Source organism: Solidesulfovibrio alcoholivorans DSM 5433, from assembly GCF_000702665.1.
GTDB classification, from domain to species: Bacteria; Desulfobacterota; Desulfovibrionia; order Desulfovibrionales; family Desulfovibrionaceae; genus Solidesulfovibrio; species Solidesulfovibrio alcoholivorans.
In genome coordinates this window covers 59,446-72,140 of the sequence record NZ_JNJA01000008.1, presented here as the reverse complement: position 1 = coordinate 72,140, position 12,695 = coordinate 59,446, and the positions used below count along the sequence as shown (strand labels likewise).

The following is a 12,695-nucleotide window of genomic DNA, read 5'->3' as shown; positions in this document are numbered from 1 at the left end:
GCTAGACCAAAAAATGAGCGATTTTGGGTCTGCCACGTATAATCACTGCTGGCCATTACCTCGCCCGCTCTTCGTGCCGTTTGAGGTCGCTTGTGGCGTCCTGATAGGTTGCACTCCGCTTCGGCTGCACTAGCGCCGTTGACGAGGCTTAGCACGTCGGCGTTGTGGCTTGACCTCTTTTTCGCTTCCGCTACACTCTATTTCAAAGTAATATTCTGAAATAGGGTAAGAATTTTGCCGGAGCAGCTCAAGAAAGCAGCCTTTCAAGTTCCGAACAATCCCCGCTGTGCCATACCATTCTAATCGCTGAGTGGTATTTTGTTATAAACGACCTGTCATAGAAAATCGTTGTATCAAGCACCCTTCTCCCTGACTGAATTAGCAGCAGATCGCAAAGCAGCCTCGTCGTTCTTCCGTTCCCATCTCGGAAAGGATGGATGACTATCAATTCACCGTGTATCTCAGCGGTTCTCCTTACAATCTCATCTCTCCCCAATCCCGCTTCAGGGATATCTCTGCTAAACCATCAACCAGGGTGGTTTACACAGTTTTTGGGACACTCCCCCACATCCGCCAGGACGAAAATCCGAATGCTTTTATTTTTGTCCCCAGGCTACTGCCTGATGATTTTTCGGACGTGGCTTATTGCCTCCCACGCTCTTGCACCGTGTCTCCCACTATGGCGACCTGGAGACGTTTTCGCGCCCCGATCCCATCTATTTTCCTACCGGGAAATTCCCATTGCCCAGCCAGATGCAGCTTGATATATATTCCATCGGGTCAAAAAATCATCAACCGGTCCCAGCGTAAAAAAAACCAATATCCGGATATCTTGTCGAGCCTATCCCCTTTTTAAATCCGAAATTCATTATATGGTTCCACATGCCATCCGAAAAGACGAGCTCCCAGAACAATTCTAGGGGAAATGATGTATTGCCAAGAATCTCCTAGCATAAATAAGGACACATCTCGATGACAATCAGAACGGTTGCATCATTTTCCACAGACTATGACAACAATACATCAATGCAAAACAAGGAGAGAGTCAAAGATGAAACTCAACAACTCTCTTGATTTACTTTTTTCAATTACCACCAGAGGGAATATTCCTGTTGATCATGCCTATTCGCTCTATGGGGCTCTTTGTCGGGTTATGCCCACCCTGCATGAACATATCAATATTCTTATCCACCCAATCAAGGGAAAATATACAGGCGACGGACATTTATCTATAAACAAATCGTCACATATTCGGTTTCGATGTAAAGAGCAAGATGTAAGCAAATGGCTTTCTCTTGCAGGCATGTCCCTTAGTGTTAATGGTTGTGACCTGCTTGTCGGCGGGGCGACAGCAGAGCAACTCATATCTGCCTCAGTATTGCGTTCAGCATTTGTCACAACTCGTAACGGTCACGATGAAAATCGTTTCCGACAAGAGTTGGCGAGACAATTGTCTGATGGCAAAGTCGTCGGTGAGACACATATTCTTGCAAGAAAAACCATGACCATCAAGGAGAAGAAGATCGTGGGCTTCGAGGTGGTGGTCTCCGGTCTGGATGCAGAGTCCTCCATCCGCTTGCAGGAGCATGGGTTGGGCGGGCGTAAAAAAATGGGTGGCGGTTTTTTCCTTCCTTTCTCGCCCAGGTGATGACCCGACTTCTGGCCAAGACCCCGACCGATCCTGCTTGCCCCCGGCCCGAGGAAACCCTGGTCGGCCATTGCCGGGCCGTGGCCCGGGCTTTTGAAGCGCTTTTCGGCGTGGCAGTCCAGCCCACCCGGCTGGCCTTGGCCATGTTCCGTTTCTTCGGACTCCCGGAAAGCTTTTGCCCGGCCTTTTATGCCACCGGCCGAGCCGCCTGCCTGCTCCACGACGCCGGCAAGGGCAACAATTGGTTTCAGATGATGCTGGCCGGCCAGAGCAAAGTCGACCAGGTCATCCGCCACGAAGGCCTTTCAGGCCTGCTTTTGGTTCTGCCCGAGGTGCGAGACTTCCTGGGGACCTTGCCTCACGTCGAGATCGACCTGCTCATGGCAGCCATTGCCGGGCATCACCTTCGCCGCGAGGAGATGAGGACGATTTTTGATAACCAATCGGATGCCCGAACGTTTTTTTTAGTGGAGCAGACTGTGACCGAACTGTTTGCTGCGCTTTCTCCCATGGGCGCGGCCCTGTCCATTCCTGCTCGCTGGGATTTTAATGGTTCGGAAGAGGCAAACCCCTCGGAATTATCGGGCAACATACTTCGCCGCTTAAACCGTCTAGACCGATCCCTGAAAAGGGAGCCTAGCAAGGATGGTCTGCTCCGTTTGCTTCGTCTGGCCCTGATCCTGGCCGACGCTGCCGGCTCAGGCCTGACCCGCACTGGCCGGGACATCCCGGAATTCGTGGCAGCCTGTTTTGCGGGACAGCCCTTATGCGATGCGGACATCCAATCCGAGATCATCGCTCCCCGGCTGGCCCAGATCGAGGCCCGGACCGGACAGCCTTTTGTCTGGCACGGCTTCCAGAACGCCGCCGCGACCTTGCCGGACCGGGCCTTGTTGCTGTCGGGCTGCGGCAGCGGCAAGACCTTGGCGGCCTGGCGCTGGATTGCCGCCCGCTTGGGGGAACGACCGGCCATGCGGACCATCTTTCTCTACCCCACCCGGGCCTCGGCCACGGAAGGTTTTCGGGACTATGTAGCCTGGGCGTCCGAGAACCAGGGGGCCCTGCTCCACGGCACGGCCGCCTATGAATTGGAAGGATTGCTCGATCAACCCCTTGAGCCCGGTGATCCCCGGCGCGGTAAGGATTTCGGATTGGATCCTCGACTTTATGCCCTGGGCGCCTGGGGCCGGCGGATCTTTGCCGCCACAGTAGACCAATTTTTGGGATTCATGCGCCACGGCTACGGTGCCATGTGTCTGACCCCGCTTCTGGTCGACGCGGTCCTTGTGGTGGATGAAGTCCATAGTTTCGATCCCTCACTGTTTTCCATGTTGCTGACTTTTCTTAAGCACTTCGAGGTTCCGGTCTTGTGCATGACCGCCAGCCTACCGCCCAACCGGAGGGAGAGACTCATCGCGGCCGGGCTGACGCAGTTTCCGCGCCGACTGGAGGATTTTCCGGACTTGCTGACCTCGGCTAAGGCCCCGCGATATCGGGTGCGTGTGGTCACGTCCGAGGAAGCTAGGCAGGCGTCTGACGTGGCCCTTATCGAGGGCTCTCGGGTGCTGTGGATTGCCAATACCGTGGACCGCTGCCAGGCCGAGGCCCGGGGCCGGCCCGGGGCGCTTTGCTACCATTCGCGCTTTCGCCTGAAGGATCGCCAGCAGCGCCACCAGGAGACGATCGCCGCATTTCAACGGGCGGGCTCGTCGGTTTTCGCGGCCACGACCCAGGTGTGTGAGATGAGCCTGGACCTGGACGCCGATTTGTTGATCAGCGAACTGGCCCCGATCCCCTCTCTCATCCAGCGTATGGGCCGATGCAACCGGCGTTTGCTCCGGGCCGGGCTGGGAGAGGTGCTGGTGATCCTGCCGGATGGCTGGGCGCGCGGGGATTTGCTGCCCTACGAATCCATAGACATGGAGGCCGCCCGAGCCTTCGTGGCTGACCTGGACGGCCGGGAGGTTAGCCAGGCCCGACTGGAGGAGCTTTTGGAGGTCCATTGTCCGGCTAAGATGGAGGGGGAGCGCTATGCCGCCTTTTTGGAGGATGGGGCCTTTGCCTCCTGCGGGGAACCGTTGCGCGAAACTGGGGAATATACCGTTCCAGCCATCCTGACCGACGATGTGGGGGAATATTTCCATTTGAAGCGGGGTGGCCTGTCCGTGGACGGACTTATGGTGCCTGCCCCGCGCTGGCTATCACCGGATCGACTGGTTCAACGAGACCGGCTTTGGCGGGTGGATGGGGCACTCTATGACGCGGGCCTGGGGCTGCTCAAGGCTCCCAAGGAGGATATATGGTGAGCAAGCGCGAGGGCAACACGGTTCGGTCGAAGGCAAAGGCGGCCGTGCCGGAGGTGGTGGAACTTGCCTATGATCTTTTCGAGCTGCCCTCGGCCCAGCACAAGGCCGGCTTGGCCGGAATGCTGCTGTTCATCAAGAGCATGAAGGAACGAGAATTGTCGCCCATGCCCGAGATTCTGGAGCAAACCGAGACCACGGTCCGGCTGCGGCTGAGTCGTGAAGCGTTGCAGGCAATGTTCGACGATCTATACGCCGTGGACGAAATCGAGGCCAAGTCTTCGTCGAAATGGAAAGGGGAAACTCCGATCCGAGAAGAAAAAGTTACTGATAAACAGGGAAAAACGAAAACCGTCTTTGTTTATCCCTTAACGGTGCCGCGCGCTCGCTGGTTGTCGTTTTGGGAGGCAGACGGAGAAGGCGTGTGGTTGAAACTGTGGCGGGACATGCTGTGGAAAACTCTGCGCGCCATTCCGAAGACTCGTGATGAATACTTGAAAACCAAAACAAGTGGACATTATGACCTTGACAATCTTTGGACTGAAATAACCACATCGACGCAACAAAGACGCAAGGTTTCTTGCTCGCTCATGCTTGGCGTCCAGGACGAAAATGCCGAGCAAGTGCCCTTTGGTGTCCGTGGTAACGACAAACTTTTGTTGCACTTCTGGACCCTGGTCTGTCCCATCTCCGTGCCGCGTCTTCTCAAGACCAAGGGGGGGACCATCGAATCAACCCACACTGGTTTCGTTCTGGCCTTGCCCGAACCGGCCAATATTGACGATTTCGTGGACCAGCATCGTAATTACCTTCGTAAGCTCAACCCGGCCACGGTCGGCATGCGCCCCAAGGATGCGCTTATCGATCTGCCAGCGGAAGGCGGCCTGGAGTACCTTTTCCAGCTTGCCCAGGGCAGGATCGGCAAGAGCCTAGACGACAGCCTTGTCTGCGGATTGGAGATTCACCATCTGGAGAAGGTGGGCAACAGTGTCAAAGCCCGTTCCGTGGAGAGCATTCGGCCAAGAAGCGGCCTGCTCGGACAATATGAAAAGCTTCGGGGAAAAGTGGCCAATCCCGTCTATAAGCAGATGCGTCTTGCCAACTTGTTGGTCGCAAGACGGTGGCACGCCGATGCGCAACGCTTCTTTAACGAATATCCCTACCCGGTATTTATTTCCGGTCCCAATACGCCGCGCTGGATTCACTTCTTCGGCGCCGATGTTAAACGTTATTTCGAAGACAGAAGGCAGGATGCCGCAGTCAAAGGAGGAACCATGCCACCAGATGACGTGTTCAGCCTCAAGGTCTACCAGATGATTCGCAATTGGGTGAACCAACGTGTCGAGGAAAAATGCGGTCTACGTTATTCCCAGTTCAAGGACAACACAAACGAGCAAGGCCATGTGATCTACCCGAAGAATTACCGCGAAGCCAAGGAAAAGATCTGCGCCGACACCTTCCTGGCCATACGCGGCCGCAACGGCCAGGATTTCGTGGAATATTTCGTGGGCAACATCTGCGCCGTACCCCACTTCCTCCCCGAAGCCGATTACGTGCTGGTCTCGCGCCGCCTCCTTGACGACTGGGAAACGGTCAAGACCCTGGCCATGCTAGCCCTTTCGGCGGCCTCCTACGTGCCCGGCGGTCGGACCGAGGAGGCCGGGGCCGAGGTGGATTCATCGGCCGAGGACGAATGAGGCCCCCATCCCCCGGCAACGTCGACAACTAGTCAAGCATCGAGGAGATAGCCATGAACCTGTTCGCCACAGTGCTCACCTATGCCGCGCCCTCGTCCAACTATGGCGGGGAATCCCAGCTTAATCGTTCGGTCATCCAAAAGCTGACCATCGGCCGTCACGAATACCCGATTATCTCCCCCGAGGCCATGCGCAACGCCCTGCGCGAGACCATGCGGGCCAAGGGACTGCCAATCAATCGCTCCCGGGTACACGACGAGGAACAGCCCGCAGTGGCCTACAAGGACTATCCCGATGCCGAGGTCTTTGCCGACGACTACTTCATGGGTTGGCTGGTCGCGGCCGGAAGCACCGATCGCAAGAAAATCGAGGAAGAACTCAGGAACAAAAAACGCGACCCCAAGGCCTTTTCCTACAAGCGTGATTCGGTGCTGCGCATGAACCTAGCCCTTGGGCTGGAGCCCTATCGGCACGATGCCATCTTTACCCAGTCCCCGCTGGATGCCACGGACAAAACGGTCAAATCTAAACGGAACGCCGAATCCTCGGCTTTGCTTCATCGGGAAGTGGTCCACACCGCCTTCCAATATCCGTTTGCCTTGGCCCTGGCCGACTGCAAGTCTAGGCCGGACTGGACCGTGACCCTGCTGAAAAGCATCGGCGAACTCAACGACGTGGCAGGCAAGCAGGCCCGTAGCTACTTCGAGATGGCTCCGGCCAGTCTGGTGGTCCGCCTCACCCCCAGGCTTGTGGCCGGCTATGACACTTACGGCTTCGACATCGACGACGGCCTTCACGTCCTACCAGAAATTACTGAGGGCATCGTCCAGGCGGACTACCCGGGACAGGAATTTTACCTGGGCGGCAAGGTCGTCAAGGACATGCCTGAGGCCCAAGTGAAGGCCCTCAAAGACAAGGGAGTCACCCTGGAACGCTCGCCACAACAACTCCTGGAGGTCGTGGCCGAACAGGCCAAGGCCTGGATGACGGGCGGCCCGGCATGATGGCCCTGCGCCTGCAGGCGAAGTTCGCCGCCTATCGCCAATTCACGGCCGGGAGCTTCCGGCCCACGGCGGGGTTTATCACGCCGTCGGCAGCTTACGGGCTACTGCTCAACCTGGCCGGGGTCGATATGCGCGCCGATGATGGCAAAAGCGTGGCCACGACCATTCGGCCGGGCCTGCCCAGGCTGACCCTGGCCCTGGGAGCGGTCAGCCTGCCCGAGCGAGGCTCGATGTTCCAGCAACTCCACAATTACCCCATCGGCAAAAATACAGCCCCGGAAGTGGTCCAGCTCTGCTGGCCCCGCAAACACAACGTCACCCCGGTGCGGCGGGAACTGCTCATCGGCCTGGACGCCGTCATCGCCGTCAAGGATACGCCGGCCGACCTGCCGGCTAATATCCGGCAGGGACTAGAACACGGCCGACCAGGTTACGGCCTGCCGTTTTGTGGCGACAACAACCTGCTGCCCGACCGAATCGAGGAGATTGATCCGGCAGCCATGCCGCAAGCCCTGTGGTTGACGCCCATCCTCGGAGAAGAGTCGGATGGTCCGCGTGACTTCGCCACCCGGCTGACCGTGACCATCCACCGGCTGGATATGACGCAAACGCGGTCCCTGCTCATGGGACCGTCGCCCCGGTCCTCGACCATTCCGGCCGAAGCCTGGGTCCCGGTGGTTTACCCATGAGCAAGCAACAACCTCCAGGCCGATCGGCTCCGCCGGATGCTGGAGAGGAGCGTAGCCCCTTTGCCTCCCATTTTCAGGCCGAACGGCATGAAGATCAGCCACTGGTGCGGGTTATGGCGCTGCATGCCCTGGCCTACTGCGAACGCCTCTTCCATCTGGAGGAGGTGGAGGAAATCCGTCTGGCGGATGCGAAGGTCGTCTCGGGGCGGCGCCTGCACGAGACCATCGATCCAGGCCCCAAGACTTGGCGCATGGAAATGTCCAGCGAGACGCTGGGGTTGCGGGGTACGGCCGACTGCATGCGTCGGGAGGACGGGGGCCTGGTCGTGGTCGAGCACAAGAAGGGGCGGTCGAACAAGGGCGAGGCCTGGCCCGCCGATCGTTTGCAAGTTTTGGCCTATGCCTTGCTCGCCTCCGAGCATGCTGGAGAGGCGGTGGCCGAGGCCAGGCTTCGTTATCATGGCGACAACGTCAGCGTGAACTTCCCTTTGGATGCTGTAGAGGCCAGTCGGGAGGTGGGGGGGGCCGTACGGCGGGCCCGGGAGTTGCGCGAGGGGCTTGCCCGTCCTCCCGTGGACGTGCCCGAGGGCAAGTGCCGGCATTGTTCCCTGGCCCCGGCTTGCCTACCCGAGGAGGACCGTTTCCTGGCCCGGGCCAAAACACCGCTTCGGCTGTTTCCGCCGGCGGCTGAACGGCGGGTAATCCATGTAACCGAACAGGGAGCCGGTCTTTCCCGGGACGGGGATCGCATTGTCTGTCGATCTCCGGACGGTTCGGAAAAGTCGATTCCGGGCCGGGACGTGGAGGGACTAATTTTACATGGCAACGTCCAGATTACGGCCCAATGCCTAGCCTACTGCGCCGCTCGGGACGTGGACGTGCACTGGCTGAGTTATGGGGGAGCCTACATCGGGGCGCTTAGTCCCGGAGCCGGCCAGGTGAAGCGGCGCCACCGTCAATACGAGGCGCTCAGTGATCCGCAGGTACGTCTTCGCCTGGCCAGTGGGCTTGTCCAGGCCAAGATTGCCAATCAACTGCGCTATCTGGGTCGCTCCTCCCGTACCTCACCGGAGCGCAAGACGAGACTCGGCGCGCATCTCCATGATCTGGCCTTGGCGCTGAAAAGGTCCCGGCAGAGGGCGGATCAACAAGACACGCCTGAGTGGGCCGTGAATCATTTGCGAGGAGACGAGGCGCTGGCCGCCCAGACCTACTTTCAGGGATTGGCGGCCCTGATATCTTCCCGGAAGGGCGAATTGTTGCACTTTACGGGCCGTACTCGCCGGCCGCCCAAGGACCCTTTCAACGCGTTGCTCTCCTTTGGCTACGCCTTGTTGTACCGCGATTGCGTGGCCGGGCTGTTGGCGGCCGGCCTGGAACCGGCCTTTGGATTCATGCATACGCCACGTTCTGCGGCCTACCCCTTGGCCATGGACATCATGGATTTGTTCCGATCACTCCTGTGGGACATTCCGCTTATCGGATCGGTGAACCGCAATCATTGGGTTCGGGAAGACTTTGACATCACGCGGGAAAAAGTCTGGTTGTCCGATCAAGGCCGACGCAAGGCGATAACGACCTATGAGGCTCGCAAGGCTGAGACCTGAAAGCATCCCATTTTGAAGTATTCGTTGACATACGGACGTACCATTGAACTGGAGGCTCGGCTATTGGAAAAGGAATGGACGGGCAGTCCTGGTCTTTTTGCCCGGCTTCGCTTGCGGTGAGGAGAGCTGTCTTGAGTGAAAAGCGATGGCATTTGGTCTGCTATGATGTCCGGGACCCCAAGCGTCTGGCCAAGGTGGCCAAGACTGTCAAGGGGTTTGGGGATCGGATCCAACTGTCGGTTTTTCGATGCCGATTGAGCAATAGGCAGAAAGAAGAGCTTCGGTTGGAGCTGACGAAGCTCATGAAGGATGAGGATGATCTTCTCATCGTAGAGATTTGCCCGGCTTGCGCCATGCGAGTGGTGGCTGGCGGAAGCGGCGGTAAAGAGGGTTGGGAGCCGCCACCGACTTTCGAGGTGTTTTAGCAAGCACCGGGCTGGCGGCGAGGGGCCATGGCGATTTACGAGGATACTCGGTTGTTTTTTTGGGCATATTACTGGAATACGCAAAAGGGGGAGCTTGTCGTTAGCAAAGATGAATGATTTTAAATGGATGGCGATGTTTCTTGGCCCATTACCATTCTCCCCTTCCTCCTGATGCGCGATGGCGATGGATGCTTGAAACGACGGTTAAGGCATCCCGTGATCTTTGACAATTTTTTACTAAATGTGATTCCATCTTCGATGCTGAAAAGCGTTGAGCACACCTCAAGTCCTGCCAGGATGACCACGAGACGCGGTGATTCCATCTTCGATGCTGAAAAGCGTTGAGCACTCGTATCGTCCGCCGCTCGGCACGCCCATCGACTGTGATTCCATCTTCGATGCTGAAAAGCGTTGAGCACATGGCCGCCGACGGCGTCTACTCCTGCCGCGCCGTGTGATTCCATCTTCGATGCTGAAAAGCGTTGAGCACTGGCAATGGTCCGGCGAGGCTGGCGGCCCCTATGCGGTGATTCCATCTTCGATGCTGAAAAGCGTTGAGCACACAATCTCCTTTTACAGCGCTACGGCCAACGGCTGTGATTCCATCTTCGATGCTGAAAAGCGTTGAGCACACAATGATCTGCTTGGCCTCCTGGTTCACCTCGATGTGATTCCATCTTCGATGCTGAAAAGCGTTGAGCACCGGTCCCGGTGATCTTCGAGACGGCCGGCGCGGCGTGTGATTCCATCTTCGATGCTGAAAAGCGTTGAGCACCTGATATAGCGCACCTCCTCGCCCGCAACGAGAAAGTGATTCCATCTTCGATGCTGAAAAGCGTTGAGCACATGCGTGATGCCATTCGCATAGGAAATCGTTTTGGAGTGATTCCATCTTCGATGCTGAAAAGCGTTGAGCACATATGAAACCCGCTGTAGTCAGACTGTGTTTCGTCGTGATTCCATCTTCAATGCTGAAAAGCGTTGAGCACCGGTTATGTGGGACGTGGTGTGCTGTTGGCCAGACGTGATTCCATCTTCGATGCTGAAAAGCGTTGAGCACCTCGTATCGATCAGGTCCACCGAGTCTTCGGCCAGTGATTCCATCTTCGATGCTGAAAAGCGTTGAGCACTCGGCAAGCATGGTAAGCGTCTGGTGTTCAAAATGTGATTCCATCTTCGATGCTGAAAAGCGTTGAGCACTCCAGATGGAGAGGCGTATAGTCGCACCCCCACACGTGTGATTCCATCTTCGATGCTGAAAAGCGTTGAGCACGTCACGCCCATCTTGCCGCTCATTTGATCCTCACGGGTGATTCCATCTGCGATGCTGAAAAGCGTTGAGCACTCAAACAGACAACGATTAGCCAGAGGCTTCTCCTGGCAAGAGTTATTTGATGTCACACCGCATCGAAATAATACTAAGTGACAACATCACGGCGTTATATTTTTTATTTGCTTTTTGCCTCGTTCCTCTGGAGTTCTGCTCTCGCATGAGGCTCAAAGAGCACCCGCGCAGGGATTCACAATTTTTTGGCGATTTAGCGCGGTGGTCGGTGCGCGATGGATCAATTTCACAGCCATCACCACGCGAGGACCGATGTAGCAAAAAATTGACGGCGGAATCAAAGTGATTGGGATCGGTTTGCGAGAGTGCACATGATCGAATATTGAAAGGGCAGGCAACGAAGCGTCTCGTTCAGCCACCCCGCCCCAGGCAATGGAGGAGAGCGCTTCCGCCGGGAACGAGAATACGGAAAAGAACATACAACATGAGCCGTCTTGGCTCAATAAACTTCGAATGATCCTCTGAGGTTTGAGGACTAGGTCTGGCGGGAAGGGGCTGGGGCCACGCCCGCCAGGACGAAATCCGATTTTTTGTCCCCCGGCGATTGCCTGGGGACCCCACACCTACGCACCACTTCGTGGCGCTATTACCTGAAATCATTTGATTTATTTTTGTAATACAAACGAACACAAATGCATTTTATTAATAATTTTATATAGTTACATGTAATACAAAAGAATACACCTAACCGTTCCATGTAACACTATTCAAAACGGTGACATGTAACGGTTGATAGGTGTATCATGTCACGATATCCTTATTTGCTTGGAGGAAATTGCGATGGGTGATTTCACTGCGAATGAACGGCAAATAGCGATGCGAAACCGTGACCTGAAAGCGGGTATTGAGTATATCCAGTTTCGATGTAAGAAGAGTGTGATGGACATAATCCGCGCCCGCGCTAAAAAGCGAGGCAAGTCGTTGTCGGAATACTTGCGCTCCGAGTCGGCCAGGATCGCGGCGGCCATCCAGCGCCAGGATGCTGCTGAGCAGAATACTTTCCAACGTCAGCAACCGCAAAAATGAGTTTGGTTTTCGCCAAAAAAATACTTTCCAGCCTGCCCTAAAATTTCATCAAAAATGTCTCTCGAAGTCCGAGCCCAATGACTCGGATTTCTCCTTCGATTTTACTTTCCCGTGCCCCTTCGTGGTGATGCCCATGCACCAGTAGACGCGCACCAATTTCCCGCGCCAAATTTCCGATCTCGCGGAAGCCATGGCGATGGTTTTCCGGGGCTTCGTGCGTGACCAAAACATCTATAGGTGCGAGCCAGCGAATCAAGTCAAAATCAGAGGGGAAAATTGAAGACCAATGTAAGGCCGGGATGTCGCTCAAAAATCTTTTTTCCGGTGGGGTGTCGTCCAATAATTCTTGTCTGGAATTGTATCTGATTCCCTCGCATGGATGCCAAACTCGACCCCGAAAAATTCCGCCGAGCCCCGCGAGGCGCAAACCGGCTCCCTACTCTCGACCGTTTGATTACCTTTCAAGCGATCCCCCCCTTAAAACAGTCGGAATTTATTAAAATTTATCAAATAAAAACAAATAGATATCTTGTCTCAAAAAGTGGAAAGGGGATCGTTGGAATTTTAGTCAAGAGGTCGGGGGTCTGCGAAGGATCACTTGAATAGAGCATCAAACGTCCGAAAACGCGCCTTTCTCAAGCATCTGATATGACTAACGATGAGTCATGAGCGCTCCTGAATGCCATGCCAACAGGAAAGCATAACATGTTGAAAATATTGTATTATTTTACATAAAATCCGGGGAGCGACAGCGCCTTTGTTGGCTCCTGCCAACAGTCACCAGTAGGTCTGTGGCGCATCAGCCAACAGACCGCCAACACTTCTGTGGCGGGCCTGCCAACGGTCATGTGGCATGACAGCCAACGCGGCTCTCAAGGTGGCGAGCATAGCGCCATCGTCTTTATCCCCAAATTAAATCGACACAAATCGCAAAAAAGTACCCCTCAACAG

At 55.9% G+C, this 12,695-nt stretch carries 10 protein-coding genes, 1 pseudogene and 1 CRISPR repeat array; of the genes and pseudogenes, 9 read left to right on the top strand and 2 right to left on the bottom strand.

The annotated features are described in order from the left end of the window. Nucleotides 1–247 precede the first annotated feature (247 nt). Nucleotides 248–496, bottom strand: coding sequence for a Fic family protein (locus Q368_RS24795; RefSeq protein ID WP_162179654.1), 249 nt, complete (start codon nt 494–496; stop codon nt 248–250). Nucleotides 497–1,051: 555 nt separating this feature from the next. Between Q368_RS24795 and cas6 the strand changes: the two genes are divergently transcribed. From cas6 to Q368_RS0114515, 9 genes and pseudogenes are all read left to right on the top strand, one after another. Continuing rightward, nucleotides 1,052–1,648, top strand: a complete 597-nt coding sequence (cas6, locus tag Q368_RS24790) for a type I-MYXAN CRISPR-associated protein Cas6/Cmx6 (protein WP_162179653.1) — start codon at nt 1,052–1,054, stop codon at nt 1,646–1,648. Then, entirely contained in the window at nt 1,648–3,954 is a 2,307-nt protein-coding gene (locus Q368_RS0114545) for a CRISPR-associated helicase/endonuclease Cas3 (protein WP_084158820.1), read from the top strand. Before cas6 ends, Q368_RS0114545 begins: the two co-directional genes overlap by 1 nt. Beyond that, the gene (gene cmx8, locus Q368_RS0114540; RefSeq protein WP_029459784.1) at nt 3,948–5,648 is read left to right on the top strand and encodes a type I-MYXAN CRISPR-associated protein Cmx8; all 1,701 of its coding nucleotides are present in this window, start codon (nt 3,948–3,950) and stop codon (nt 5,646–5,648) included. Before Q368_RS0114545 ends, cmx8 begins: the two co-directional genes overlap by 7 nt. Nucleotides 5,649–5,701: 53 nt before the next feature. Then, nucleotides 5,702–6,652, top strand: a complete 951-nt coding sequence (locus Q368_RS0114535; RefSeq protein WP_029459783.1) for a CRISPR-associated protein Cas8 — start codon at nt 5,702–5,704, stop codon at nt 6,650–6,652. Then, nucleotides 6,649–6,762: pseudogene (cas5, locus tag Q368_RS27435) on the top strand (CRISPR-associated protein Cas5); the annotation flags it as partial. The gene Q368_RS0114535 and the pseudogene cas5, both read left to right, overlap by 4 nt. A gap of 18 nt (nt 6,763–6,780) precedes the next feature. Further along, nucleotides 6,781–7,341 carry a hypothetical protein gene (locus Q368_RS0114530; protein ID WP_245611357.1) on the top strand — a complete coding sequence of 187 codons (561 nt, stop codon included), beginning with the start codon at nt 6,781–6,783 and terminating at the stop codon, nt 7,339–7,341. Then, a complete protein-coding gene (gene cas1, locus Q368_RS23245) occupies nt 7,338–8,948 on the top strand; it encodes a CRISPR-associated endonuclease Cas1 (protein WP_211249782.1) in 1,611 nt (536 codons plus the stop codon). The genes Q368_RS0114530 and cas1 overlap by 4 nt, the downstream gene beginning before the upstream one ends. 131 nt (nt 8,949–9,079) lie before the next feature. After that, the gene (gene cas2, locus Q368_RS0114520) at nt 9,080–9,373 is read left to right on the top strand and encodes a CRISPR-associated endonuclease Cas2 (RefSeq protein WP_029459781.1); all 294 of its coding nucleotides are present in this window, start codon (nt 9,080–9,082) and stop codon (nt 9,371–9,373) included. Between the two features lie 243 nt (nt 9,374–9,616). Then, nucleotides 9,617–10,718: direct repeats of the CRISPR family, unit length 36 nt; unit sequence GTGATTCCATCTTCGATGCTGAAAAGCGTTGAGCAC. Nucleotides 10,719–11,498: 780 nt separating this feature from the next. Then, the gene (locus Q368_RS0114515; RefSeq protein ID WP_029459780.1) at nt 11,499–11,744 is read left to right on the top strand and encodes a plasmid mobilization protein; all 246 of its coding nucleotides are present in this window, start codon (nt 11,499–11,501) and stop codon (nt 11,742–11,744) included. A 37-nt stretch (nt 11,745–11,781) separates the two neighbouring features. On the opposite strand, the gene Q368_RS25805 is transcribed toward Q368_RS0114515, so the two are convergent. Continuing rightward, the gene (locus Q368_RS25805; RefSeq protein WP_156955750.1) at nt 11,782–12,054 is read right to left on the bottom strand and encodes a metallophosphoesterase family protein; all 273 of its coding nucleotides are present in this window, start codon (nt 12,052–12,054) and stop codon (nt 11,782–11,784) included. Nucleotides 12,055–12,695: the final 641 nt, after the last annotated feature.